20 protein-coding genes and 2 pseudogenes are annotated in these 26,819 nt (G+C 61.6%); 5 read left to right on the plus strand and 17 right to left on the minus strand.

The genetic code is table 11. The annotated features are described in order from the left end of the window. Window position 1: 1 nt before the first annotated feature. The gene (locus tag E1J61_RS32130) at window positions 2–1,576 is read left to right on the plus strand and encodes an IS66 family transposase (protein WP_133097892.1); all 1,575 of its coding nucleotides are present in this window, start codon (window positions 2–4) and stop codon (window positions 1,574–1,576) included. On the opposite strand, the gene E1J61_RS32135 is transcribed toward E1J61_RS32130, so the two are convergent. From E1J61_RS32135 to E1J61_RS32145, 3 genes are read right to left on the minus strand one after another with little or no spacing between them, the layout of a single operon-like run. Next, window positions 1,479–2,474 (minus strand): tyrosine-type recombinase/integrase, encoded by a 996-nt coding sequence (locus tag E1J61_RS32135; RefSeq protein ID WP_133097893.1) that lies wholly within the window; start codon window positions 2,472–2,474, stop codon window positions 1,479–1,481. The two genes, E1J61_RS32130 and E1J61_RS32135, sit on opposite strands and share 98 nt — an antisense overlap. Beyond that, the gene (locus E1J61_RS32140) at window positions 2,471–3,418 is read right to left on the minus strand and encodes a tyrosine-type recombinase/integrase (protein ID WP_133097894.1); all 948 of its coding nucleotides are present in this window, start codon (window positions 3,416–3,418) and stop codon (window positions 2,471–2,473) included. The genes E1J61_RS32135 and E1J61_RS32140 overlap by 4 nt, the downstream gene beginning before the upstream one ends. Beyond that, window positions 3,415–4,647: a site-specific integrase gene (locus E1J61_RS32145; RefSeq protein ID WP_133097895.1), complete on the minus strand. Its 1,233-nt coding sequence runs from the start codon at window positions 4,645–4,647 to the stop codon at window positions 3,415–3,417. The genes E1J61_RS32140 and E1J61_RS32145 overlap by 4 nt, the downstream gene beginning before the upstream one ends. Window positions 4,648–4,771: 124 nt before the next feature. Here E1J61_RS32145 and E1J61_RS32150 point away from each other — a divergent pair. Continuing rightward, window positions 4,772–5,014: pseudogene (locus tag E1J61_RS32150) on the plus strand (transposase domain-containing protein); the annotation flags it as partial. 195 nt (window positions 5,015–5,209) lie between these two features. Here E1J61_RS32150 and E1J61_RS32155 read toward each other — a convergent pair. Further along, window positions 5,210–8,194 (minus strand): Tn3 family transposase, encoded by a 2,985-nt coding sequence (locus tag E1J61_RS32155; RefSeq protein WP_133097896.1) that lies wholly within the window; start codon window positions 8,192–8,194, stop codon window positions 5,210–5,212. A 397-nt stretch (window positions 8,195–8,591) separates the two neighbouring features. Here E1J61_RS32155 and E1J61_RS32160 point away from each other — a divergent pair. Further along, a pseudogene (locus E1J61_RS32160) lies at window positions 8,592–9,002 on the plus strand (Tn3 family transposase); the annotation flags it as partial. Between the two features lie 209 nt (window positions 9,003–9,211). Here E1J61_RS32160 and E1J61_RS32165 read toward each other — a convergent pair. The 13 genes from E1J61_RS32165 to E1J61_RS32225 all read right to left on the minus strand — a co-directional run bounded on the left by E1J61_RS32165 (window position 9,212) and on the right by E1J61_RS32225 (window position 24,811). Next, window positions 9,212–10,345: a porin gene (locus E1J61_RS32165; protein WP_133097897.1), complete on the minus strand. Its 1,134-nt coding sequence runs from the start codon at window positions 10,343–10,345 to the stop codon at window positions 9,212–9,214. 226 nt (window positions 10,346–10,571) lie between these two features. Further along, window positions 10,572–11,876, minus strand: a complete 1,305-nt coding sequence (locus E1J61_RS32170) for a cytochrome P450 (RefSeq protein WP_243737069.1) — start codon at window positions 11,874–11,876, stop codon at window positions 10,572–10,574. Next, window positions 11,873–12,943 carry a biotin synthase BioB gene (gene bioB, locus E1J61_RS32175; RefSeq protein WP_133097898.1) on the minus strand — a complete coding sequence of 357 codons (1,071 nt, stop codon included), beginning with the start codon at window positions 12,941–12,943 and terminating at the stop codon, window positions 11,873–11,875. Before bioB ends, E1J61_RS32170 begins: the two co-directional genes overlap by 4 nt. Before the next feature lie 13 nt (window positions 12,944–12,956). After that, complete coding sequence (gene bioD / locus E1J61_RS32180; RefSeq protein WP_133097899.1) at window positions 12,957–13,706, minus strand: dethiobiotin synthase; 750 nt, start codon at window positions 13,704–13,706, stop codon at window positions 12,957–12,959. Next, window positions 13,703–14,926: an 8-amino-7-oxononanoate synthase gene (gene bioF, locus E1J61_RS32185; protein ID WP_133097900.1), complete on the minus strand. Its 1,224-nt coding sequence runs from the start codon at window positions 14,924–14,926 to the stop codon at window positions 13,703–13,705. The genes bioD and bioF overlap by 4 nt, the downstream gene beginning before the upstream one ends. Next, on the minus strand, window positions 14,916–16,328 hold the full coding sequence (gene bioA / locus E1J61_RS32190; RefSeq protein ID WP_243737071.1) for an adenosylmethionine--8-amino-7-oxononanoate transaminase: 1,413 nt from the start codon (window positions 16,326–16,328) through the stop codon (window positions 14,916–14,918). Before bioA ends, bioF begins: the two co-directional genes overlap by 11 nt. Window positions 16,329–16,627: 299 nt before the next feature. Next, complete coding sequence (locus tag E1J61_RS32195; protein ID WP_133097901.1) at window positions 16,628–18,199, minus strand: acyl-CoA carboxylase subunit beta; 1,572 nt, start codon at window positions 18,197–18,199, stop codon at window positions 16,628–16,630. Between the two features lie 20 nt (window positions 18,200–18,219). Continuing rightward, entirely contained in the window at window positions 18,220–19,461 is a 1,242-nt protein-coding gene (locus tag E1J61_RS32200; RefSeq protein WP_133097902.1) for a CaiB/BaiF CoA-transferase family protein, read from the minus strand. Continuing rightward, entirely contained in the window at window positions 19,458–20,444 is a 987-nt protein-coding gene (locus E1J61_RS32205) for a tripartite tricarboxylate transporter substrate binding protein (protein WP_165971595.1), read from the minus strand. The genes E1J61_RS32200 and E1J61_RS32205 overlap by 4 nt, the downstream gene beginning before the upstream one ends. Before the next feature lie 130 nt (window positions 20,445–20,574). After that, the gene (locus E1J61_RS32210) at window positions 20,575–20,796 is read right to left on the minus strand and encodes an acetyl-CoA carboxylase biotin carboxyl carrier protein subunit (RefSeq protein WP_133097904.1); all 222 of its coding nucleotides are present in this window, start codon (window positions 20,794–20,796) and stop codon (window positions 20,575–20,577) included. A gap of 57 nt (window positions 20,797–20,853) precedes the next feature. Further along, window positions 20,854–22,212: an acetyl/propionyl/methylcrotonyl-CoA carboxylase subunit alpha gene (locus tag E1J61_RS32215; RefSeq protein ID WP_133097905.1), complete on the minus strand. Its 1,359-nt coding sequence runs from the start codon at window positions 22,210–22,212 to the stop codon at window positions 20,854–20,856. 87 nt (window positions 22,213–22,299) lie between these two features. After that, entirely contained in the window at window positions 22,300–23,829 is a 1,530-nt protein-coding gene (locus tag E1J61_RS32220; RefSeq protein WP_133097906.1) for an acyl-CoA carboxylase subunit beta, read from the minus strand. A gap of 10 nt (window positions 23,830–23,839) precedes the next feature. Continuing rightward, the gene (locus E1J61_RS32225; RefSeq protein WP_133097907.1) at window positions 23,840–24,811 is read right to left on the minus strand and encodes a tripartite tricarboxylate transporter substrate binding protein; all 972 of its coding nucleotides are present in this window, start codon (window positions 24,809–24,811) and stop codon (window positions 23,840–23,842) included. A gap of 149 nt (window positions 24,812–24,960) precedes the next feature. On the opposite strand from E1J61_RS32225, the gene E1J61_RS32230 reads away from it, so the two are divergent. Both E1J61_RS32230 and E1J61_RS32235 read left to right on the plus strand, forming a co-directional pair. After that, window positions 24,961–25,452 carry a MarR family winged helix-turn-helix transcriptional regulator gene (locus E1J61_RS32230; RefSeq protein ID WP_133097908.1) on the plus strand — a complete coding sequence of 164 codons (492 nt, stop codon included), beginning with the start codon at window positions 24,961–24,963 and terminating at the stop codon, window positions 25,450–25,452. A gap of 762 nt (window positions 25,453–26,214) precedes the next feature. Then, a partial coding sequence (locus E1J61_RS32235) for a reverse transcriptase N-terminal domain-containing protein (protein ID WP_207951289.1) occupies window positions 26,215–26,819 on the plus strand: 605 nt, incomplete at its 3' end.

Genomic DNA, 26,819 nt, shown 5'->3' on the forward strand with positions numbered 1-26,819 from the left:
CATGCCATCCACGCCCGTCACCGTTACCGCCGCCGAGCTGCAACTGTTGCGAGACGCCGAACTCGAGCTCAAGGCAATACTCGCGGAACGCGAGGCAATCAAGGGCGAGCTGCGTGTGATGACGGTCCAGCGAGACCTGCTCTTGGAACAGCTCAAGGCGTTCCAGCGTAAGCTGTTCGCCGCCAAGAGCGAGGCGCGAGGCTCGGAGCAGAAGGACTTGTTCCTCAATGAGGCCGAAGCCATGGCGGCAGCGGCCGCGCAGCCGGCGCAGGAAGAAGAAGGTACGCCCGAGACCGAAGTGGCCGGGCACACACGCAAGAAGCGTGGCCGTAAGCCGCTCGACCCGGCGCTGCCCCGTGTCGAGGTTCGTCACGAACTACCCGAATCGGAACGCGTCTGCCCCCTCGATGGCCAGACTCTGGTCGAGATTGCCGTTGAGGTCAGCGAACAGCTCGACATCGTGCCGCAACAGGTCCGCGTGATCCAGCACCAGCGGGTCAAGTACGCCTGCCCATGCTGCGACGGCGGCATCAAGACGACGCCGGCACCGGCACGCATTATTCCCAAGGGACTCCTTACCGAATCGGCGCTGGCCTGGTGCATCACCTCGAAGTATCAGGATGGCCTGCCGCTGTACCGCCAGGCAGCGCTGCTGCATCGCTTCGGCGGGGACCTCTCTCGCGGCACCCTGGCCGCAAGCATAGTGCGAGTAGGCCAAGCCGTGCAGCCAATCATCAACCTGCTGCGTGACCATCTGCTGGAAGCAGACGTCGTGTACGGTGATGAGACAACGGTACAGGTGCTCAAGGAGCCCGGCAGGCCTGCCCAGAGAAAGAGCTTCCTATGGGCGCAGATGAATGGCACGGGCCCGCCGGTACGGTTGTTTGCCTATAGCCCCACACGCGAGACAAAGCAGGCTACGGCTCTCTATGCCGGCATCAAGCCTGGGGCGGTGTTGATGACCGACGGCTATGCACCATACGACGACGTCGCAAACACCTATCAGTTGGTGCACCTCGGATGCTGGGCGCACGCGCGGCGCTACCTGGTCGAGGCGGAGCAAGCCTTGCCCAAGGACAAGCGCGCCGACCACACGGTCACCGGATTCCTGCAGCGCATCGGCAAGCTGTTTGCCATCGAACGCCACACGCTCGAGATGAGGCCGGAACAACGGCAGCAAGTTCGCGCCGAACAAAGCCAGCCGCTGCTGGCCGAGATCGAAACGATGCTGCTGCAACACCTGCATACCGTACTGCCGCAAAGCCTGTTCGGCAAGGCGCTGCACTACCTGCATGGGCAGTGGCCAAAGCTCGTGCGCTACATCGAGAACGGAACTTGGCCGATCTCGAACAATCCCTGTCATGCCGCTAGCGGCATGACAGGGATTATGCCGACTCCCCGATTATGCCGCGTCATGAATCCACGCACACGACGGTTGGGCGGATCTCTGTTCCCGATCGCTCCGATTGTCGGCATTATCAAAGAGCCTCCAGGAAGGCGAGCAACGGATCTGGAGGCTTGTAGCGTGTCGGCGCGACACCGCTCGCCGTGGCGTGCGCGAGCGCGCGTTCCTTGAGTTGCATGTCGGCGTGCAAATAGATCTGAGTCGTCTCGGAGGACTCGTGACCGAGCCAGAGCGCGATCACGGTCAGGTCGACGCCGTGATGCATCAGGCTCATCGCGGCCGTGTGCCGAAGCGTATGAGGCGTTATTGATTTCTTCTTCAGCGAGGGGCACGAGAGGCGCGCGATCTCAGCGTTGCGCGAAACGAGTCGCTGAAGAGCATCGGCACTGAGATGACCACCGCGCGAACTGGGGAAGACCGGATCACCTGGTTCGCCTGGTTGATACAGCAGCCACTGTTTCAGGACGGCAACTACATCCGGTCGCAGCGGAGTGCATCTCATCTTTCTGCCTTTGCCAAGGCAACGAACGTGGGCGCCTGTGCCGAGCGTCACATCCTGACGCCGGAGTGCGGTCAATTCGCTATTGCGCAGACCCGTTTGAACCGCTACAAGAAGCAGCGTTCGGTCGCGGTTGCCGATCCAGTTTCGTACGTCAGGCGCCCCTACCAGAGCGGCGGCCTCGCTCTCGGTCAGAAACTCAACTGGGCCGTGCTCGCAGCGTTTGGATGGGATTGCAAGAATGCGCTGACACTGCAGAAACAACGCAGGCTCGCTGACTGCGACGAACCGGAAGAAGGCATGCACGGCGGCAAGCCGCGTGTTGCGTGTGCGCACAGAATTGCCTCTGCCGTGTTCGAGGTGCTGCAGGAATTCCTCGATCAACGACACGTCGAAGTCCTCGATTCGGAGCTTTGACGGCGCGCGCCCGATATGCTTAGTGGCGAACGCCAGCAGCAGCCGGAACGTGTCACGGTAACTTGCCACCGTATGCGAACTCAGACCTTGCTGCTCGAGCAGGCGCTGGGTGAAGAAGCGCTGAACCAGGGCTGGGAGGCTGGCGGCGCTCACGGCCGTTCTCCCGGACAGTCCTTGTCGAGATAGGCTGCCGCGAGTTCAAGCAACTCAGGAACCGCTTCGATGTACCAGTACGTAAGACCGATGTTGACATGCCCGAGGTAGGCGGCAAGTTTCGGCAGTTCTCGACTTACGTCCAGACCGGCGCGATACCATTCGACCAGCCTTCCCGTCGCGAAGCTATGCCGGAAGTCCTGGAGGCGCGGGCCGTAACCATCGCGCCCATCCTCTGTCGCCGATCGCAGACCGACAGCGCGCGACATTCTGACGAACATGCTTCGTGCAGTTCCGGCCTTCAATCGCTTGCCGCGCTCACTAACCAGGAACGCCTCGCTCAATCGTGAAGGACAGAGTTGATCGCGTTTCTTGGCATAGTGTTCGAGTGCCACCCGGGTCGACTCTGCTACAGGAACAAAGCGCGATTTGCCGAACTTCGATTCCCGGATGGAGAGTATCCCGCTGACGAGGTCAACGTCGGACCGGTCGAGCCGAAGCGCTTCGCCTGGCCTGAGGCCCGTCGCTACAAGAAGCCCGATGAGCGTCGAATAGGTCAGTGCTCGCATGCCGGTTCGGGATCGCAGTTGAGCGGCGCGGGTCATAAGCAGATCAATTTCCTGCTCCGTGTAAATATGCGGGGCATTGCGCCGTCTGCGGGCACTCAGGAGTCCTCCTGGAGGAATCTGGTTTCGACCGTCAATGACGTTCATCCATCTGGCGAATCCTCTCACTTGAGAGAGGCGCCGCCCCCAGGTGGCGCGTTCGACGAGTGCGGGCGTCATCGCCCAGCGCAGAGCCAGATCGGTAGTAATGAACTCTGCGTCTTCATGTTCCAGAAGATCAACGAAATGACCGAGTGCCAATGCAGGTTCATAGAATGATGCCCCGAGAGCGCGGCGGACCGCCACGTACCGAGCGAGGGAGTCACGGATCGAAGTCATATTGCACCTCCCGCCGTGGGCCACGAGCGCGCGACCCCGCGCAGGTCCTCAAACGCGACCTTTGCATAGATCGCGGTACTGTCCGGTGAGCGATGCCGCAAGACCTCGGCTATTTCTGCGATCGAGGCCCCGTGGCGAATCATCGTCGTCGCCAGACCGTGACGGAACAGATGTGCGGAACCACGGCACGCGGGGCGGAAACCTGCACGTGCGAAGGCCTGACAAACAATCTTGCCAATCGCCGCCGGTCCCGCCAGACCAACCCGAGGTGCCAATCTACGAAGGAATACGTGCCGCGATGCACTTGCTCCGCGACCATCGCGGAGATATGTAGCGATTGCTGCTCCGACCTCCGATGGCAGGGGGACGTGCTCCACCATCTGCCCCTTGCCATGAACGACGAGTTCCCCCGAACGCCAGTGAATGTCGTCGAGCTGCATGGCAACTATTTCTCCGGCACGTAGACCGAGCCGCGCCAACAACAGCAGGATTGCGTAGTCACGGCGCCCAGTCGGAGTCGACCGGTCTGCGGACGCAATGAGAGCTTCTTGCTGCTCAGGCGTGAGGAACGTCGGTACAGTTGACTGTCGCCACTTACGAACTGACGGCACTGACTCATACAGGTCTCGGGCCGTATCGCCGCGCAGAAAGAGGAAATGGCAGAACGAGCGAAGCGCAACTGCCATCAGCCGCGTGTACTCCGCCGATCGACCTTCGCTGTAGGCAAGGAAATGATCTCGGATCGTTACGGCGCAAAATGCATCTGCCAATATCGTTCCGTCGTTGGCCGAGTGGCTGTCGAGAAAGTCGCGAATGAAGGGGCCGTAGACGAGCAGCGAGTTCTTCGCGAGTCCACGATCCTGCCTCAGATGGTCCAGGTATCGGCGATAAATGCGCGCAATCTCGGACTGGCCGCCCAACGTCGGCGAACACACAATGGCTTCCGCGCGCAGATAGGCAAGAAACTGCCGTAAGGTGGGACGCGCACGCTGGACGCGGTCTCTTGAAGCGTCGATCATGCGATTCATAAAACGAGCCGTGACAGACTCATCGAGATCGATCAGGTCAATGTTCCTGTTCTTCATCCACCCGGAGAACGCGCACAGGACTCTTCGTTTCTTGCGAAGCGATACCTCGGAATAGTGTGCCGTCCGTAGACGATCAAGAAATGCATCGATGTGATGGGCCGGCAGCCCGCCGGATTCGCTGACTGTGCGTGTTGCATTCATCTGATCTCTCCTGGCCAGCGCATTAGCCAGCCTGAGACATCATATGTTTATGCCGACACAGCGATCATGAAAGGCCATACCCACCGTTACGCGCGTGCACGACGCGGCATAATCGGGGAGCCGGCATAATCCCTGCGAGAACGCGATTAGGCCATTCGTGATCGGACGGAGAAACTTCCTCTTCTGCGACACCGTGGCCGGTGCCAACGCCAGCGCAAGTCTTTACTCACTGGTGGAAACCTGCAAGGCCAACGACGTCGATCCGTATCAGTATCTCGTTGCCTTGTTCAAGGCGTTGCCACACGCACAGACCGCCGACGACTACGAGGCTCTGCTGCCCTGGACGCTCAAGTCCTCAGACGCCTAGCGGATACCGCCGGCGGCCGCAAGGGACGCCCTCAAAAGACCGCTTACGCTCGTCATGCCAGACCGGCGCCCGGAGGATGGAGTAATGTGTTCCACGGCCGAGGTTGCCCACGGGGCGAGTTTCGTCATGCAGGGTCTGGAAGAAGGGGCAATAGGAGGGGTGGCCGGGATTCGAAAAAAATCCGCCACATCTTCGCTAAGCCGCTGATTTGAATACGAAATCGATCGATGGGTCGAGTGGCGGCACGCGTCGCTGCAGGTCGAGCAGGTAATCGCCGAACCGGTTGATGTGCTCGCGCCGGTAAGGCGACAACGCCTTGAGGACGTCGGCATTCACCGGATGCCCGCGCTCCTGCAAATCCTTGAGCTTGCGCGACATCCACTGAACGTTGTGGAGGATGACCATGTTGGCGACCAGCTGGTTGTACTTGATCACCTTGCGCTGTTCGTGCCGCAGATTTTCGGCAATGACGCCGTCGCCGCCAAACATCAGCCACTGCGCGAAGTCATTGAACTGCTCGCTCTTGTTGGTCGCGGCATGAATAGTGCGCCGGAGCTCCGGGTCGCTCAGATACTTCAGCAGGAACAGCGTGCGGATAACGCGGCCCAGTTCCCGGAACGCGAAGTAAAGCTTATTCTTCGTGCTCTCCGAACCCAGCCGGCGGAGGATGGTCGACGGCGTCATCTTACCTGCCTTGATCGAGACGGCCACCCGCATCATGTCAGGATAGTGTCGTTGGATCAGATCCCAGTCGATGGACCGGCGGCACAGGCGCTCGATATGGTCGTATCGTCGGCGTCGATCCGCCTTGTATAGCACCAGATCCTTGATATTGCGCATGCGCGGCATCAGATTGATGCCCAGCAGGTAGGACAGGCCAAACACCGGGCCACTCTGCGCTTGGGTGTCACCGTGAATGGTATTCGGCTGAATCTCAGAGCCATTTCTGATGAGGCCGTCCAGGATGTACACTGCCTCATGCACGCCGCACGGAATGAAGTTGCTGAAGAGCGCGATGTACATGTCGGAGACATGGTAGTAGCCAATTCCGCCGTACCCGCCATAACGGATGTGGTACTCCGACAGCAGATTCTGCTCATATAGAGTCCACTTCGTGCCATCCGCGGACGCGCGTTTGCCACTGCCCCAGTACTTCGGTAGCGCGAATTGATTGTATGCGTTGATGACCTTCACAATGGCCTTGTCGAGCCGCTCTTCCGTGACGTGATGCAGGTTCAGCCAGGCAATTTGCTTGCGGCTCAACCCCTTGACGGACCGAGCCGTCTGGCTCGGTCCCAGATTGCAGCCGTAGCAGAACAGCGTGCAGATAACGCGCTTGCGAGGGTCATCGATCTTGGCATCGAAGCCGGACAATGGACCGAACAGTCTGTGCAGATTGAGCCATTGCTCCGTTTCGGTCAGCACGTCAAGGATGCTGATCTGCGGCATCGATGCGGTGATAGCCTGGTCGATCAGCATCATGTTGGGCGGGTCAGGTGCCTTGCTGGGCCGGTGGATAATCAGCCCCTGTTCTCCGAATTCGATGCCGTCGTTCTCGGGGAAGTTGGCATCCACCTCGTCGAGTGCCGTGCTCAGTCTGTCCGATAGTGTTCTGACGAAGTTCTCGCCATCCGTTGGCAGGCCAACGATTTCACAGTAATGCGGTAACTCCCGTTCGAACACCTCCTCGGATACCTGATGGAGGCGGAAGTCGTCAAAACGGTCACTGCCCTCCACGTAAAGATCGCCTGAGCTCAGCTCACGCATGACCTGATCGAACACGCACAACTCAAAGTACCTACGATGGAGCAGACGACTACTCCGGCCATCCGGAAAGATGGCCTTCTCCCACTTGGCCGGGAGCCAGTCGAGCGGAAGGTTCAGTAGATCGTCGTCCGTAAGGTGCAAATGTTCGCGGTGCGAGGTCCGAAAGCCCTGTATCCAGGCCAATGCCACCAAGACTGTCTTGTCCTGCGAACTGGATTTGAGCGGCAAGACCTCAAGGCACTGAAAGAGCAGGGAGCGCTGCTGGCGGTAAGGCGCGAGCATGAATGGGAGATCGAAGTTGCCAGCGTACGCGATATGCTCATTGCAGCGGGCAAGCGCACCTGCTGCATCGTTACCGAGGACCTCACGCACCTTATCCAGCCGGAAGATATCGGCAATGCCGTCATCCTCCAGAACTTGCAGCACATCACGGAACTGGCTGACCAGGTCTTCCAAGGAGTCCGCATGCGCAAGTTGATATTGTTGCAGTCGGGTCTTGGCGAGGCCCCCGAGCTTGCGCATGACCTTGATGAAAATTTCGGCCACATCGTCGAGCGCCTTCTGCAACTGCGCGTGAATGAAGAGCACTGCTAAAGTTAATCGTTTGGGTCGCTTGAGCGACTTGAGCTCAGCAATGTCAAGCGCCCGGGCCTCCGTCACCAGTTGCGTGCGTTTGGACACGGAAAGCAATGCTGGTGCCTGTGGGAGACCGTCGGCCAGGCTTCGCAGGGTCTGGATGTGTTTGAGGAAGCTTGCGATTTCGCGTGCGGCGGGGCGCTTGGGCTCGCGCTTGAGCTGGTTCCAACCGGATTGCTCGCCCTGACCGTTAAACAACGCCTCAATCCGAGCGATCTGCGAGTCGTCGAGCGCGTCAGCGATGGCACGATAGATGGCTTCGTTGCACCGGCTGCGGGCCTGGGTGGCCATTCGGTGAAGACTGGCTAATGGCGGCAGTTCGCACCGTAGCCGGATCAGCTCTTCGATCAGCACGTTGATAATGTCGGGCAATTCGACCTTGGTGTGCGCCGCCTCGGTTGCGAGCGCCTCCAGCCATTTCAGCGTGTTGGCTTCGACCGGTCGAATGTGGAGATACCCGCGTAGCAACTTCTGATGGCGGGACCGGGTGCCAGAGGCATCGTAGCGCTTGACTGTTGCGCGAGGTAGGGCAGAGGCCCGCAGTGCTGCGCGCACGTGATCAATCACGACAGGAGGCACCTCAGCCAGCATGGGGAAGTAGCCAAGGCGCTGCAGCAATTTGAGCTGCACGAGAATCAGGACCGTCGTTGAGGTGCGACGGGACTGGCTGCGCGCGAAGCGGATCTCGGTCGGTGTCGGTGTGAACGCAGCTTCCAGTTCGGCGGCGGTAAGCTCAGCCGGCAGCGCCGGATAGGCGGTATCGTGGATCGAGGGCATTCTTAGTGCCGCACGACATCCAGATTGATGTGCCCCATGTACCAGATCTCGTCATCATTGCGGATTGTTCTGTCGTCAGTTGAAGCTGCCAAGGTCCACCCCCTGTTTTCCAAATCCGCTACCTCCCTTGGGTCCGGTATCGGAGCCCCTCGACAGCGTGCGTGCCAGGATGTGGAATTTGCCCGCCTTTGATGACAGATCGACGCGCCAAGCGCTCCCGACCTCAGCCCATTTTTGCCGACATGTGCTGTTTTGCGCACTCATTCGCAATTTGAGCCCCCTCTGGTCGGGGCCGCAGCTCGGGACGTTATCCGGGGCGCTGGAAGGCTAGATTCCCTAGAAAATCAATGAGTTGCCGGAGATGTGGCGGATTTTTTGCGAATCCCGGCCGGCCCTCTGGAAGGATCTGCGCTTCTACAAGGCGGAGAAGGGCATCCGCTTCCAGCACATCGACCGTCTGTTCAGCGATGTCATCGATTGGAATCTGATCCGCAACCATTGGAAAGACTTGATGCAGATGGCGATCTCAAGCCAGACCGGCCGCGTCGTGTCGCCATCTGCTGCGCAAGCTGAGCCACGAGGGCCGGCACAACCGGCTGTTTGCGGCGGCCCGTGAACTCGGTCGCGTGCTGCGCACGGCCTACCTGCTGCGCTGGATCTCGCAGGAGAACATGCGGCAGGAAGTGACGGCGACCACCAACAAGATCGAGTCGTATCACGCCTTCACTTCATTACCGAAAACGATCTGAATGAGCAGCAAAAGCGCGTGCGCTATATCGATTTGGTGGCCTCGGCCGTGATTCTGCGCCTGCCCGCTGTGGACGGCGATGGCCGCTCGGTCGGCTATGTCTGCGAGGGCAGATCGTCGCTCTGCTGCACATTCCGGCGGGAGGTCAGGCATGAAACGCGAAGGAATGAAACAGAGAGGCGCCAGCGCGCGGCTTGGCGCATTCGCCCAGTGCGCCGCGGTTGTCGCCCCCGGCGGCGCTTGAGCTGGCATGCGCCAAGCCGTGGCGATTAGAATCTGTGACGCATGCCCACCGCCACACCGACCATGTTGTCCTTCCCGCTGCCGAGGAAGTAGCCGTTGGCGAAGCTGATGGCCGAGGTGTCGAAGTTGATGCCGGCGTTCTTCGCGTAGGCGGTGGTTAGGTAGACGTCGGTGCGCTTGGACAGGTTGTAGTCCGCGACAAACGAGATCTGCCAGGGGTTCTTGATGTTGTTGGTGGCGCCGTTGGCGGCCAGGTTCAGGTTCTTGACGTCGTCGTAGTAGTAGGCGAGCGTCAGGCCCAGCGTCGGGGTGACCTGGTAGTTGCCGCCGACCCAGTAGTAGTTGTCCTTCAGGATGTTGTTGCCGTTGGGAGCCGAGTTCATGCCCCAGCGGTAGCCAGCCATCACCTTGGCCGGGCCGAAGGCATAGCTCGCGGCGACCGCGGCCTTCTTGAACTCGCCGGTGGCGCCGGCGGTGTTCAGGGTCGGGTTGTACTGGTCATAAGCGGCCGAAATGCCGAACGGACCGGCCGCCCAGCCCACGCCCGCACCGTAGCCGGTGTCGCGGCGGAACTCGCCCGGGACTTCGCCGCCGCCGGCGACGCCGTTGCCGAACGACCAGTGGGCGATGGCAGTCACCGGGCCAAACTTGCCGGTGTACTTGGCCGTGTTGTCCGAACGGAAGTTCAGGCCCAGCTGCGCCACCACCGGCTCGTACTGGGTCGAGTAGCCGAGCGGCGAGAAGTTCGCGAGCACGTCGAACATCGAGGTGTACTGGCGGCCAAACGTGACTCGCCCCGCTTGTGCGCTCTCCAGGCCGGCATACGCCTGGCGACCGAAGAGGCGGCCGCCTTGCTGCATGCCGCCATTGTCAAGGCCGAAACCGCTCTCGAGCACGAACAGCGCCTTCAGGCCGCTGCCCAGGTCTTCTATACCGCGCAGGCCCCAACGGGAGCCGGACAGACCACCAGACGACATGCGGAAGAGATTCTCGTCCGGTCCAGTTCTGAAGCCATTGGATGACGACGGCGTGACGCTCGACATATTGCTCACGTATTCAATGTTGGCGTCCGCAACGCCATACAGGGTCACGCTCGATTGCGCGTGCGCCACCTCAGCAAATGCGCCAAGCGCTGCCAGCGCCAAAAGCGATTTCTTCATGCTCATTGATCTCCACTGTAAGAATTATTGTTTGACGCCCTGACAATTGATTTTGGGAGCCACCATCCCCAGGTTTTCGCCGATGTTTCGTGGCGCGGACCGGCGATGGTAGCGACGCCCTTGCAGCCTTGGTTTGGACGCCAAAAGGTTGACTTAGCGCAGAAATGTTTTTTTGATTCGGACCGGATCGAGACGGCGTACGGAGCAGTTCTTTGTTTGGCTTCCTCTAGTTTTGGCGTAGGTGAAGACTGGCAAGACCTCGATAGACAGGGTTGCCGTTCCAATCCGGTTCTGCATTCGCAAGTTCGATTCGGGGCAGTCTAGTCAGTAGCGCTCGAAAGACGATCTCAGCTTCCATCATCGTAAGTGCCGCCCCGATGCACACATGCGGCCCATGGCCGAATGAGAGGTGAGATCCTTCGCGTCGGGTAACATCCAATGCGTCCGGGTCGCGATATCGCGAGGGATCGCGGTTGGCGGCGCCGATCAGCGGCACCACCAAGTCTCCGCGCCGCAGTCGCAGCCCGTGCAGTATGGTATCGGTGGTGACCCGTCGGCCTGTGTACTGAACCGGGCTCTCGTAGCGCAGCAGTTCGCGCAGGGCGTTGGACATCAGCTCCGGCGCTTGTCGCAGGAGCTGCCACTGCGCCGGATGGCTGAGCAAGGCGTGCAAGCCGTTGCCGAGCAGATTGCGTGTGGTCTCGTGTCCGGCGAACAAGAGCATGGCGCATTGCGCCAGCAATTCAGCCCCACCCTTTATCCGACCTTCAGTCTCGGCCTGCATGAGCAGGCTGATCAGGTGGCCCTGTTCGCCGGGCCGGATCGTCAGCCCTTTTGCCTCCTGCGTCCGGCGGTGTGCGAGCATGGCTTCGAAGGTGGCGCTCATCTTGAGCAAGCTGGCTTGCGCGCGCCGCTTCAGTGCAAGGTCGGGGTCGGGCGCGCCAATGAAAGTGGCCAGGTCCTCGGACCAAGCTAGAAAGTCCGGCTGATCGGCGGCGTCCATGCCGAGCAGGCTCGCAATCACCATGGCCGGCAGCGGTCTGGCCATCGCTTCCATAAAGTCGAACTTCTGCACCCCTTCGAGCCTGTCCATCAGACCAGAGGTCATCCGCTCGATGGTGCTGGCGAATGCACGCAGTGCCGCCGGGCGGAAGCCCGCATTGAGCACCTGCCGCAGCCGCGTGTGGTCGGGCGCGTCCACGAACAGCATGGCTCGGCTGAACAGGCGCTGGAAGGGGCACAGCGCCTGGCGTTCGTCCCCGCTGCCGCGCATCACCCAGCCGCCGGTGCGCCGCGCCGAGTAGAGCGGGTCGCGCAGCACGGCCTCAACGTCCTCATGCCGGGTCAACAGCCACGCACCGCCGAAAAACTCGTCGCTCCAATGGATGGGGCCGGCCGCGCGCAGCGCGTGATAGGCGGGATAGGGATCGCGCAGGAATTCGGCGTCGACCAAGGGGCGGCCAGGCGCGCGCCCCCCTTGTGCCGCTTCCGACCACACGTCGGCGCGTGCGGAAAGGGCGGCGGCCGTCACCCCGCGTAACCTTCAGTACGGATCCCGAGCCGGCCCAGCAGGGCGCGGTCGCGGTCGGCCTGTGGGTTGCCGGTGGTCAGCAGCTTGTCGCCGTAGAAAATGGAATTGGCGCCGGCCATGAAGCACAGCGCCTGCAAGGCTTCGTCCATGGCCTCGCGGCCGGCGGACAGGCGCACCATCGCCCCGGGCATGGTGATGCGGGCCACCGCAATGGTACGGACAAACTCGAACGGGTCCAGCGCCTCGACGCCCGACAGCGGCGTGCCTTCGACCTGCACCAGGTTGTTGATGGGCACCGACTCCGGGTACGGGTCCATATTGGCCAGCTGGGCGATCAGGCCAGCGCGCGCCTCGCGCGATTCGCCCATGCCGACGATGCCGCCGCAGCAGACGTTGATGCCGGCGTCGCGCACGTGGCCGATGGTGTCGAGCCGGTCCTGGTAGGTGCGCGTGGTGATGATCTTGCCGTAGAACTCGGGCGAGGTATCGAGGTTGTGGTTGTAGTAGTCCAGCCCGGCGTCCTTGAGCTGCTGCGCCTGCTCGGCCTTGAGCATGCCGAGCGTGACGCAGGTCTCCAGGCCCATCGCCTTGACCTCGCGCACCATGTCCATCACCGGCTCGAGGTGGCGGTCCTTGGGCGAGCGCCAGGCCGCGCCCATGCAGAAGCGCGTGGCGCCGCTGGCCTTGGCCGCGCGCGCGGCCTGCAGCACTTCGTCGAGCACCATCAGCTTCTCGGCCTTGACCCCGGCATCGTGGTGGGCGCTCTGCGGGCAGTAGCCGCAATCCTCTTCGCAGCCGCCGGTCTTGATTGAGAGCAGGGTGGAAAGCTGCACCGTGTTGGCGTCGAAATGCTCGCGGTGCACCTGCTGGGCGCGGAACAGCAGATCGTTGAAGGGCAGCGCGAAAAGCTCGGCCACCTCGGCCACGCTCCAACGCGACGGCCTAGCGGCTTGTTCTTGCGCGGCGGCGCGGCGCGCGGACTGGCGCAGAGCGTCGGCATCGATCGTGGCGATGGTGCCGTCATTGTCGCTGCCGTTGGGGGTGGAGGTGTTGGCGATCATGGTCATGTCTGGATCCTGTTCAGGCGGCTTGGCCTTGGGCCTCGACCTGTTGATGTTCGGGGGTGGCCGCCAGCAGCGGCGAGATATTAAGCGCTCCGGCGGCTTCGGCCGACGCCTGCAGCCAGGGCAGCTCGCCCAGGCATGGCGCGCCTAACGATTCGCGCAGGGTGGCGATGTTCTCGCCGGCCAGGGCCATGTCGGGATCGATGCGGTTGGCGATCCAGCCGGCCAGCCGCAGTCCGCGCGCGCGCACGGCGGCGGCGGTCAGCGCCGCGTGGTTGAGGCAGCCCAGCCGGATGCCGACGACCAGCACCACCGGCAGGTCGAGCATGACGGCCAGGTCGGCCGTGTCCCAGCAGGCCGGGCCGGTGGCCAGCGGCACTTGGAAGCCGCCCACGCCTTCCACCACCACCGCCCCGGCTTGCGCGCGCAGGGCGGCGAAGGCGGCGCGGATGGGCTCAGGCGTGATTCGCGCGCCCTCGGCCGCGGCGGCCAAATGAGGCGAGCAGGGCGTGCGCAGCAGGAAGGGGCAAGTCAGATCGGGCGGCACGTCCACGCTGCCGGCGGCACGCAGGGCGGCCACGTCATCGTTGTGCCAATGGCCGTTGCGCCATTCGCTGCCGCTCGCCACCGGCTTCATGCCGACGCTAGCGCAGCCGGCGGCGCGCAGCGCGTGTAGCAGCGCGGCGCAGGCGTGAGTCTTGCCCACGCCTGTGTCGGTGCCGGTAACGAAGCAGGCGATGTCATGGAAAGGGGCCGTCGGTCTCATGCTGCCTCCCACTGCGCTGCTAGGGCGCCCAGGCTGTCCAGCAGGCGCGCTATGTCGGCGGCGCCATGCGCGGCCGACAGCGTGATGCGCAGGCGCGCCGTGCCTTCCGGCACGGTCGGCGGCCGGATCGCGGCGACGCGGATGCCGTCGCCGTCCAGCGCTTCGGACAGCGCCAGCGCCGCCGCGTTGCCGCCCACGATCAGCGGCTGGATGGGCGTCGCGCTGTCGGCCAGCTGCCAGCCGGCTTGCGGATGGCCGGCCTGCAGGGTCTGCAGGCCGGCGCGCAGTTGGGCGATCGATTGCGCCAGCTGCGCGCGCCGCTGGTGGCCCTCCTCGCCCGTGATCAGTGCCAAGCTGGTCAGCAGCGCCTGGGCGGCGGCCGGCGGCGCGGCCGTGGTGTAGATGTAGGGCCGGGCCACGTTGACCAGGTGCTCGACGATAGTGGTGTGTGCGGCCACGAAGGCGCCCGCCACGCCGGCGGCCTTGCCCAGCGTGCCGATGTAGATGAAGCGCTCGGAGGCCAGCCTAAGATGCTCCAGCACGCCGTGGCCGCGCTCCCCCAGCACGCCGAAGCCGTGGGCGTCGTCCACCACGATCCAGGCGTCGTGGTGTTCGGCCAGCGCCAGCAGCTCAGCCAGCGGGGCGATGTCGCCGTCCATGCTGAACACGCCGTCAGTCACGATCAGCTTGAGCAGGCTGTCACTGGCGGCAAGCTGCCTGGCCAGCGCGGCGGTGTTGCGGTGCGGGTAGCGCCGCACGTCGGCGCGCGCCAGGAGCGCACCGTCGATCAGCGAGGCGTGGTTGAGCTTGTCGCAGAAGAGGGTGGTGTCGGCCGTGCCCAGGGCGCTCAGTACCGCCAGATTGGCCATATAGCCGGTGCAGAAATAGAGCGCCCGGGCCTCGGGGATGCAGGGCGCCAGCCAGCGCGCCAGCTCGGCCTCGAGCTGGTTGTGGGCCAGCGAGTGGCCGTTGACCAGATGCGAGGCGCCGCTGCCGGCGCCGTAGCGGCGGGCGCCCTCAGCGAAGGCGTCGACCACCGCGGGGTGGTTGGCCAGGCCGAGGTAGTCGTTGCTGCAGAAGCTCAGCAGCGAGCGCGCTCCGCCTTGGCCGTCGCTGACCGCCTGGTGTGGCGCGCAGGCGGTGTGGGCGGTGCGGCGGCGGCGCGTCAGCCCACGCGCGGTGCGTTCGGCGGCGGCCTGTTCCAGGCGCTCAAGCAGCATGGCGCACCTCCCCAGCATCGAGCTGCGCCGCGTCATCGATAGCGGGCGAGGAATCCCCCAGCGTCGCGTCGAGCGCCGCCTGCAGGCGGCGCGCCAGCCATTGCGCCAGGCCCGCGTCGAAAGCATAGGGCGGCAGCACATAGAGGGTATTGCCGATGGGGCGCGCCAGCACGCCCTGAGCCAGCGCCGCCTGGTGGAAGCGCGCGGCGAAGCCGGCGCCGGCCAGCTCGGGCCGCACGTCGGCAGCCCAGATCAGGCCGCGCTGGCGCGCGTGCACCAGGCGCGCATCGGTGCCGAGGGCGGCCATGGCCTCGGCCAGCCATTGGGCGCGCAGGCGGTTCTGCTCGATTACGCGATCCTGCTCGAACAGGTCCAGCGTGGCCAGCGCGGCGCGGCAGACCAGCGGATTGCCGGTGTAGGAGTGCGAATGCAGGAAGCTGCGGCCGACATCGTCCGCGACGAAGGCGTCGTGGATGGCAGTGCGCGACAGCACCAGCGACAGCGGCAGGTAGCCGCCGCTGATGCCCTTGGACAGGCACAGGAAGTCCGGCCAGAGGCCGCCCGCTAGCGGCTCGCCGGCGACGCGGCTTTGCTCCCAGGCGAAGAAGGTGCCGGTGCGCCCGCAGCCCACCGCGATCTCGTCGGCGATCAGGTGCACGCGGTAGCGGTCGCACAAGGCGCGCACGCCGTCCAGGTAGCCGGGGTCGTGCATCGCCATGCCGGCGGCGCACTGCACCAGCGGCTCGATGATGATGGCGGCGATCTGGCCGGCACGCTCGCGCAGCAGCGCCTCCAGCTCGTCCAGCGCGCGCTGCGCCACCTCGGCGGCGGACTCGTCGCGGCCGGCCTGGCGCGCGTCGGGCGACATCACCACATGGGAATGCATCAGCAGCGAATCGTAGGCGTCGCGGAAGACGGCCACGTCGGTGACCGCCAGCGCGCCGATGGTCTCGCCGTGGTAACCGTGGCGCACGCAGACGAACTCGCGCTTGGCCGGAAGGCCGGTGTTGCGCCAGAAGTGGAAGCTCATCTTGAGCGCGATCTCCACCGCCGAGGCGCCGTCCGAGGCATAGAAGGCGTGGCCGAGCGCGCCGCCGGTCATGGCCGACAGGCGCTCGGCCAGCTCCACCGCAGGCGCGTGGGTGCAGCCGGCCAGCATCACATGTTCGAGCGTGTCGAGCTGGGCCTTGAGCGCGGCGTTGATGAAAGGGTGGGCGTGGCCGAACAGATTGACCCACCAGGAGCTGGTGGCGTCGAAGTAGCGCTGGCCATCTGCGTCGATCAGCCAAGGCCCTTCGCCACGTGCGATCGCCAGAGGCTCGTCAGTCCCGCTAGGCTTAAGCGGCGTGCACGGGTGCCATACAGCTTGGAGGCTGCGATGGCCCAATGTGGAAAAGTGCAAGCGTGTACTGTGCCCCGAGACGTCGCTGTGTGAGCTGGAAATGGAAAAATTGTCCACGGAAACTCTCCTGTAAAAGACGCGCACTGTCTGCACAGCGACGATGAGTCTCACTGCGTGCTAGCCTTAGAGCGGTGTTGGCGGCTCATGCTCATGCTGCAGCGAGAAAGGGTATGTATCGGAGCAACGGTTCTATGGCGCACGAGAGCGACGTGAATCGACCCGCGATCGATTCAATCTGCTGCTCCTCTGTGTAACGAGCCCCATAGAAGGGAGCGATAGGGTTCTATGCTGATCGCATATCAACGCATGGTGCGCGCCTTGGTGCCTAAGGTGAGAAGGGTTCGCTGATACGCGTCCTCCGCCCAACCACAAAGCAAGGGACGTGTTGCCGCTGGCTCAATGATGTCGACGATGCCGAATCTTTCCGCAGTCCGGAAGGGTGAGCTGACCTTGTGATACTCGGCTTCCAGTTGTTCGCGCAGTGCTTGCGGATCTTCGGCCGCTTCGATTTCCTTGCGATACGCTGCGGCGACGCCGCCCTCAATCGGAATCGAGCCCCAGCGCGCGGACGGCCACGCGAAGCGGTGTCCGAGTGCCGTCCCGCTAGCGCCGAACTTCGGGCTCAGCATTGCGCCGGCCAACCCAAAACAGCGCCGGATTACGATTGCGCACCATGGAATGGACGATTGTTCGATGGCAGCGCCTGCTCTGAGGGTGGCATACATCGTGCCATCCCGTTCAGCCTCAAGGCCGGTCATCGTGCCTGGTTGGTCCACGAGGTTTACCATGGGCAGATGAAATGTGTCGCAAAGATCGACAAATCGTTCCATCTTGATGGAGGCTGCACGCGTTAGTGCACCGCCCATGACCATGGGATTGTTGATCATTACGCCCACCGCGTAGCCATCAAGCCTGGCCAGGCAGGTGATCAACGAACCTCCGAAATGCGGCGACATTTCGAACACCGATCCCTGATCGAAGATGGATTGCAGGATTTTGCGAGGCGCAAAAATACGGCGTCGGTCGTTGGGTATCGCGTCGTTCAACCAATCGTCGGTGCGTTTGGCTGAGTCACCGACCACTATCCTAGCCGGCGCCTCCCAAACATTCCGTGGCAGATAGGAGAGAAAGCGCCGCGCCAACGCAAATGCCTCTTCCTCGGTGTCAGCGGCGTTGTGTACCACCCCGCTGATCTTGTGCACGTCGTAACCGCCTAGAGACTCCTTGTCGATGTCGTAGCCCAGCGCCTGCTTGACGACTGGTGGGCCACCCGCGAAGACTTGGCTCTTGCCCTTGATCATGATCGAGAAATGCGCCGTCGCTGCGCGAATTGCGCCTAATCCTGCGCAAGCGCCCATGGCGATTCCAACCACCGGTACACAGCCGAGCAAAGCCGCACCAGGCAAAAGGGCATAGCCGGGGATCTTGGTGTAACCCATTTGCTTCAACAGCTTGACGCTGCCGCCTGCGGTATCGACCATCCGTACAAGCGGTAGCTTATACTCGTATGCATAGCGGTCAGCATAGATCCATTTCTCGGCAACGGCCGCCTCGGATGAGCCGCCACGAATCGAGAAATCATCAGAAACAACGACCGTCTTGCGGTTGTTGACCCGCGCAAGACCCATGACTTGGGTTGAAGGCGTCAGCGTTTCCAGGTCTCCGTCCGCCTTATAGCGGCCCTTACCGGCCAAGGCACCGAACTCTTCAAAAGAGTCGGGGTCAACCAAAGCATCGATGCGTTCGCGAGCATTGAGCTTACCGGTGGCGCGCAGCCTGGCCAAGGCGTCCTCGCCGCCCATTGCCTGCGCGAAGCGGCGGCGCTGCTCAAGCTCTTGCAATGCGCCTGCCCATTCCTTACTGGCCTGCATGTTAGGTCTCCCTGAGTGTTTCAGACGGTGGATGCGGTCGCCGTTCGTACCGCGCCGGATTCGAGTAGCACACGGATCTCGCTATCGCTCAAACGAAGCTCTTGCCGGAGAATGCCTTCGGTATCGGCCCCAATTTCTCGACCACAGTGATTGATGCGCCCCGGGGTGGCCGATAGCTTTGGCACGACTCCGATCTGACTCAATGTGCCAAGCGTAGGATGCGGTACGGCTTCGATCATGTTCCTTGCGCGATAGTGTGGTTCCGCGAAGATGTCCTGGATGGTTAGGACACGCGACACTGGCACGCCAGCTGTTCGCAAGAGAGCTTCAGTGTCGGCGCCGTTCGACTGGGAAGTCCAGGCACCCACGATCGCATCGAGCGCCCGCATATTGGCTGGCTCGCCGCGAGAACGAATTGTCGAAAAACGGGCGTCAGACAGCAGCTCGGGTTGTTTCATTGCCTCGACCAGCCGAAAGAAAGTCGCGTTGCTGTTGGCGGCGATCAGCACATAGCCACCGTCGCGGGTCGGGTATAAGCTATTGGGCGCCATCGATGGGAGGTTCGGTCCTTGCCGCATAGGTACGGTCCCCAGCTGTTCATACGCCGGGACAATGGCCTCCATTTGCGAAAACGCCGTCTCGTAGAGCGCCGCATCCACGACTTGCCCCTCGCCTGTTCGATCCCGGTGCCGCAGCGCAGCCATGAGACCGAATGCGGCATAGACGGAGGTCAGATAGTCGGTCGTCGCGAGTGCCACGCGCGAAGGGGGGCGATCAGGATCGCCCGTCATGTGGCGTACCCCGCCGTAAGCTTCACAGATCGCCCCGTAGCCTGGCAGCCGAGAGTTAGGGCCATCCTGCCCATAGCCGCTGATGCGCACATAGATGAGGCCGGGCTTGCGCTTTGACATCTGCTCATATCCTAGACCCATGCGCTCCAGCACACCGGGCCGATTGTTCTCGAGAACGACATCCGCCTTCTCAATCAGGGCTTCTCCGATCTCTCGGCCCTTTGGCGTCTTCAGGTCGATAGCGATGGAGCGCTTGCCGCGCAATATCGACGCACCATACAGTGACACCTCACCAACATGGCTGCCCATTTGCCTGACCGGATCACCATCAGGTGGTTCGACCTTGATCACATCGGCACCAAAGTCCGCCAGGAGTCTGCCGCAAGCAGGGCCGGCGATTGTGGTGCAGATCTCAATGACGCGAAGGCCAGCCAGAGGGCGGTTATCTTGTTCCACGTGATGTTGGTTCATTTTGTCAGTTCCAGTTCACGCACGAGAACGGCTGATGCCTTCAACTGCTCGGCGACATATGCCCGGGCCTGTGCATGGTCCATAAATCTGGGGGTGACTTCGTATTGCTCCAGCGCGCCCGCCCATTCGCGCGAAGTTGAAAGCATCCGGAATGTTTTGTCCCAGAAGCGAATCTGTTCCGGACTCAGGTTCTTGGGAAACAGGACTCCCTGGATTGAGGTGAACACGCTGTTAACACCTTGCTCCTTCCAGGTTGGGACGTGGGCCAGCGTACCCTTGAGGCGGGTGCTCGACGACACTGCAATCACGCGCAGCGTCTTGTTTCTGACCCCGCTGAGCAGATTGGCAGCACTTGCAGACGCGACGTCCACGTGGCCGCCCAGCAAGGCAGCGACGGATTCGGCGGAGGAGCGGAACGGTGCAACTGTCAACTTGCTCGTATCGACACTGGCAGCCTTAAGCGGCTTGAGAATGCCGATATGGATATGGTTGTTGAGCCCAGGGGCCACGGCAATCTTGAGGGAAGACGGCGCGCGACGAAGTTGCGCCACCAAATCGGCGGCAGTTTGAATCGGTGAGTCGGCGCGGACGGCCACGCCGATCGCCTCCTCGAAGAAGATTGGACCGATGGTGAAATCGTTCAGGAGATCGTGCTTGAACTCTCCCTGGACCTGCGCCAGCATTTGGCCCGTCGATAGCATAGTGAATACCGTGGCATCTCCCGGTCTCTGCAACAGCGGCGCTGCTGCGATCATGCCCTGGCCGCCGGGCTTGTTGCTGATGATCAAGACTTGATCTCCCCACACACCACGCGAATCGAGCGCCTGCTTCATGATCCGACCGTAGTTGTCCACCGCTCCCCCGGCTCCGGCGGGAATGATGTACTCCACGCGGTTGGTGGGCTTCCACTCCTCAGCAGTTGCACTCGTGGCTGCTATCAGGATTCCAAGCAAGCTCACCAGATGTCTGCGTAGCTTCCGCATTGTCCATGTCTCCATTGATCTTGATGAGGGGAGGTCGACCGAATTGACCAAACCACGACGACCGCTGTAAGCAGCGCGGAGATCCTGCCACCGCCTCCCCTTCTTCTCATTACGTAAGCAAAAACGGTGGTCACACCCGGACGATCGCGATCACCTGCCCATCCTCGACGGCATCCCCCTCCTGCACGCGGAGTTCAATAAGTGTGCCGGCCTTGTCGCTCATGACGGGAATCTCCATTTTCATGGACTCCACGATCAGAATCGGCTCCTCCGCAGCGATCGGGGTGCCTTCCGGAACGAGCGTCTTCCAAACTTTTCCCGTCACCTCGCATTGAATTTCGATATGCGCCATATGATGTTCTCCTTGATATCTATTGGCAGCCACAAGGCTGCAATGAAGGTTCTCTAGCTATGCCTTTTGTGAGGCGGTTGCCAGAATCTCTGTGGCCAGCCCCGTATGCACGTCACCGCGGCGGAATGCTTCGTTTTGCAGCACGCGCCGAACGAAAGGAAGATTGTGCTTAACACCTTCGATCACGGTGCCGTCAATGGCCTCGATCAGGCGATCGATTGCTGCCTGTCTATGGGCAGCGTGAACGATGATCTTTGCGATCAAAGGATCGTAATAAGGCGTCACCGTTGCACCTTCTTCAAAACCAGTCTCGATGCGAATACCCGTGCCGGATGGAAAGCGAAGAGTCTTCAGGATCCCCGGCGACGGCAGAAATCGCACCGGATCCTCGGCATAGATGCGTGCCTCAATGGCATGCCCGTCTACAGCGATTTCCTCTGGAAGGACAGTATTAAGCCGCTCGCCGCTGGCGAGCCTGATTTGTGCTTTCACCAAATCAATGCCAGTGATTTCCTCGGTCACCGCATGCTCGACCTGTAGCCGCGTGTTGGTCTCCAGGAACTGGAAGCCGGCACCGTCACCGTGCAGGGTTTCCACTGTGCCGATGACGTCGTAGCTCAGCTTGCGTAAGACTTCGACGATTTCATCGGCTGCGGTATTGACAAGGCCACGCGGCAGCAGAGGAGCTGGAGATTCTTCGATGACCTTTTGATGTCGGCGCTGGATCGAACAATCTCGCTCGAAGAGGTGGCGGACATTGCCATGGCGATCTGCGAGCACTTGGAACTCGATATGCCGCGGCTTGTGCATCAGCCGCTCGAGATAAACTTCTGCGGATCCGAAGCTACGCAACGATAGGGAAGCCGCGCGTTCGATCGCCGAGCGCAGTTCATCGGGGTCGCGTGCGGCCAGCATGCCGATCCCGCCGCCGCCGGCTGCTGGCTTGACGAGGACGGGATAGCCAATCTCGTGCGCCGCCTTCAGCGCTGCAGCCTCGTCGCCATCCAGCAGTCCCGAACTGGGTGCCATGCGCAAGCCGTGGCGGGCCATCAGTTCCCGAGCGCGGGTCTTGTGTCCCATCGCGTCGATCCACTCGGGACTTGGCCCGATGAAACGCGCTCCGCTGGCGTTCACTTTGCGGGCGAACTCGGCATTCTCGGCAAGAAAGCCGTAGCCTGGATGCAAACCGTCTGCGCCGCAGGCACGCATGGCTCGAAGGATCGCATCCTGGTTCAAATAGCTTTGCCTTGCTTCCGCCGCCCCAATGCAGAACGTCTCGTCGGCTTGTGCCAGGTAGGGTAGGCGGGCGTCCGCTTCGGAATAGACCGCGACGGAGCGAATACCCTGTTCTCGTAGGGCGCGTAATACCCGGGCCGCGACCGCGCCACGGTTGGCCACGATGACCTTGTTAAACATGCTGTTTCCCCTGGAAAGAGGTGTGAGATACCCTGCACGACGCCTGTACGGCGTCGCGCATCGATTCTTGCGCCAGCAAAGGGCTTTCTAGTAGCTAGTTGGCCAAGTGCGCATCAAGTGCTCGCCGACGCCCCCGCTCAAGCGCATCTGGTGAATCTCGAGAGTGCGTATCAGGTAGGCTCGGGTGTCGGCAGGATGAATAACCGCATGCGCAGCGTTCACGGCTGCCGCATCGTAGGCGGTAGTCCCCTTGGTCATTTCGCCTAGCAAGGTTCCAAAGCGAGCCGGATCGTCATGCTCTTTAACGCCATGGACGATGGACACGGCGGATCTGGGGTCCATGAAATTGACTTCTGCGCTAAACCAGCAGGCAACTTCATCGGCGTTGCCCCCGCCGCCCATGTTGAGGACAGCTTGGCCGTAGGATTTGCGCATGACTACCGAAATCTTCGGCACAGTAACAAGCGATAGCGCGTTCATCCAGTTCATCACGCGCCCGATGGCACCTTTGCGCTCGCCTTCCACTCCGATCAGGAAGCCAGGCTGATCCACCATGAAGACCAATGGGATATTGAACGAGTCGCAAAGCACCATGAAGCTCACAACCTTTGCGCAGGAATCAGGATCGATGGCGCCGCCCTTAGCGATCGGATTACTAGCGACAACTCCCACGGTTTTTCCGTCGAGGCGCGCCAGTGCGGTGACGATGGACTTGCCAAAGCGGGCCTTCAACTCAAACACGGAGTCCTTGTCATAGATCAGCGCCAAGATCTTGCGAACATCATAGACACGACTGCGCGACTCCGGCAGGATGTCTAGTATCTTGCCGATTTCCGCCCCCGAGCCTGCCGGAACCGCATACACAGGTGGCGCTTCGTTGTGATGGCTAGGCAGATAGGAAAGGAACTTCTTTACAGCGTCCAGCGCTTCTTCATCGCTATCCACCGCTAGGTCGACCATGCCGGTTGTTTCGGTATGTAACCGCCATCCGCCCAGCGACTCCGGATCGACTTCTTCAGAGATCGCCATCGAGGTCAGCTTGACGCTGGAAACTGCGGTAATAGCGCCTTTGCGCATCACCACAAAATCCGCAAGGGCGGCATACCAAGAAGACGAGCCGTAGCAGTGCCCCAACACCGCCGATACCCATGGCGTTTCGCGGGTACGGCGGTACTGCGTCGGCCGGTCGCCACTGCCCACGCCCGCTGCGCCCATGACATCCGGCATGCGGGCGCCCGTGGATTCTCCAAGGAACACCATGGGCAAGCCGCGGCGGGTTGCCACATGTTTCATGTGGCCGACCTTGCTCGTATTCACGGAGCTGCTTGAGGCGCCCATCACCGTGAAGTCGTTGGAGACGACGGCGACTTCCCTTCCTCCGATCCGGCCATATCCGGTGATCTTGCCGTCAGCCGGTGTGCGATCGCGGACCTCAGGCCGGATGGAGGTGGCAAACCGACCCGCCTCCAGGAACGTGCCGGCGTCGACAAGTCGGTCGATACGCTCCCTTGCATTCAAAACGCCTTGGACCTTGCGCGCCTCTAGCTTTTCCGGCCCGCCCATGGACATCGCTTCGCGAGTGCGTTGCTCAAACTCTTCAATGTGTCTTTCGAACATCCTGCTTCCCCTATTTATTGGCGGTGCTTTGCAGCAGGGCCGGAATGGTCCTGGCGACCGTTTGCCATGTGGCGTTCTCTGCCCTCATCTGCGCGCTCAATTCTCCGGGCTGGCTCGCGATGGCCACAGCGCCGACGGCATTGACCTTCTGCACGAAATCGGACTCGACGACAATGCTCTGCGTGGCAGCCGCCAAGCGATTCAGGATTGGCTTGGGCGTGCCAGCGGGCGCAAGCAGGCCATACCAGATGGTGATGTCGTAATCCACGCCGTTTTCGACAAATGTCGGCGTAGCGGGCAACGCTTCCAGCCGCTTGTTTGAAGTGATGCCTAGCGCCTTGAGTTTGCCGGCCTGCAGGTGCGGCAACAGCACTGGTACAAGAGCGTAGACAGAATCGACTTGGCCTGCGATCGCATCCGTGGCGGCTTGCGCGCCGCCCTTGTACGGGATATGCAACAGGCGGATTCCTGCGCGGTTCTTCAGCAGTTCAACGTAGAGGTTCAACTGGGCGCTTGATATCGAGTACTTTCCGGGCGCAGAGCGGGCCGCAGCCAAGAACTCTTTGATATTGGAGAAGGGCGCTTTGGGGTTCGCCGCGACCACGAATGGCACTCTGGCGATCAAGCTGATTGGAGCGAAGGCGGCCAATGGGTCAAACGAGGGCATCGGCCCGAAGATTGCATTGATGGTGGGGCCGCCCCCACCGAAAAGGATCGTGTAACCGTCAGGCTTTGCTCTGGCGACGGCCTCGCTGCCGATATTGGTGGCAGCGCCAGGGCGATTGTCTACGACCACGGCCTGACCGAGTTCCTTGGACAGCTTTTCTGCGTAAAGGCGGGCGATCAGGTCGGTACTACCCCCCGGCGGGTATGGGACCACTAAACGCACTGGGTGATCAGGATAGTCGTGCGCAGATGCCGACCCCGACCACAAGGTGGCAACTGCTAGCAGCGCAATGCCGTATGCACGGACTGTCGCCATGTCTGTCTCCTCTGGTTTTGTGTTTTTCACTTGCCTGCATCGTTTGCGCGGCCAGTTGTCGTTGAAGTAATCCTAGAACTTTTCCGCAAAGTAGTCAACCACGTTGACCATATGCATCATACGTAACGTCTGTGTGCGTGAGATTGGAAATGCGCATCAACATCGGATACATTCCAAGCATGATCAGCACTAAAAAAATTGATGAACTGCGCCACGCAAGACGTTTCGGCATCGGCCGCCTGTTGCTACTTGCGCGTAGAGATTTCGTCAGTCGGCTTGCGGCCAGAATGGAGGGAAGCGGGGAAGGCATGCAATCGTCGCTGCCAGGCAGCAACCTCCTTCCATTCATTGATCTCGAAGGTACCCGCAGCTCTGAGCTTGCGCGCCGTGTGGGCATCAGCAAGCAAGCGGTGGCCAAGGCGATCAAGGAACTGGAAGATGCCGGGCTAGTCATCAGGTTGGAAGACGAAGTTGACGGCCGCGCGTTTCTGGTTTCATTCTCCGAGGCAGGTTTGGAATATTTGCTCAGGATCCACGAAGCAATTGACGCAGTCGAGCAGGAATACGAGGAGCTTATTGGCGCAGGCGAGATGAAGCGACTACGACAAGCGCTCAGCACGATTGCCTATGAGGGAGACTAGTTTGACGACGTGCCGAAGGTGCCGTTTAGGATTGGCTGGCGAAGGAGCGAGCACTCGCCAGAACCAAGCCGGGGCACGCCTTCCATCGGCGACGCGGGGGCGAACATATGAGAGCGCGCCAAAACGGGGTAATCGTCCTTGTGCGACGTGAAAGTCGCGTAGTTCGTTGTTTTGCCGTCGAAGTCTGACGGGAGGAAACCGGGCGTTCCGTCGCCCGTAGTCTATCGGTGCATGCGTGGCTGGCAACGGCTGGGTATGAAGCCACCGAGACAATGTAGCCCGGCAATAGCCAAACGGAGATCGCGAGATCGACGTTCCTCTGCGAGTGTCGACGCGGAGGGGGCGCTAGGCTGGATGGCAAGGTTAAGGGATCTGAATCGCCGATAAACATCGTCATCACCAAGGGGCCAAAGACACTGACAGGCCTCACCCAAACGGGAATGTGGCAGGTCTGCTCGTTAAGTACTCGGGCAGCACGGACACACAATGCCACCGGTGGAAAGGCGGAACCTAAACCATCCGTGCGAACGACGCGGAACACGGTAAACCCGTATCGCTGCCCGGCCACATGGGCAGGTCGACCGCAAGGAAGACTGTTGGCGGTGCGGGCAAAGGATGGCGGAGAAAGCGAACGTCGGCCTGTAACGGGTCGGATAGGAGTTGCGTCGCAAGGCAACATTACTCTACGCGAAAGCGGGCAGACTTCCGCATGGTCATTCATGGCGAGAGAATCTTGAGAAACTGTTGCACGAGGAAAAGCAGATGACGGCGAACGACACGAAGGTGCCGGGCGTTGGTGCGTCCTCGCCTGCTGCTCTAATGTGGGATCAGGCAAACTGGCCCCGCATCGAAGCGGAAGTGAAGCGGCTTCAGATGCGTATCGCCAAGGCAGTTCGGGAAGGTCGATGGGGCAAGGCGAAAGTCTTGCAACGTCTGCTGACCCGCTCGCATAGCGGCAAGATGTTGGCCGTCAAGCGAGTGATGGAGAATCGAGGCAAGAGAACGCCGGGAGTGGACGGGAAGATTTGGACATCTCCGGCGGCCAGGTGGAAAGGGATGTTGTCGCTGCGGCATCGCGGTTATCGAGCGATGCCGTTGCGGCGCATCTATATACCCAAGAGCAATGGGAAAAGGCGTCCGTTGGGGATTCCTTGCATGCGGGACCGGGCGATGCAGGCTTTGTGGAAGCTCGCGCTGGAACCTGTTGCGGAAACTCTGGCGGACCTGAACTCCTATGGCTTCCGGCCTGAACGTTCGACCGCTGACGCCATCGAACAGTGTTTCAGTGCTCTGTCACGCCGCTGTTCGGCAGAGTGGATTCTAGAGGGCGACATCCGAAGCTGCTTCGACAGTTTCAGTCATCCCTG

Origin of the sequence: Cupriavidus sp. L7L (assembly GCF_004353535.1) — a bacterium.
Taxonomy (GTDB): Bacteria; Pseudomonadota; Gammaproteobacteria; order Burkholderiales; family Burkholderiaceae; genus Cupriavidus; species Cupriavidus oxalaticus_A.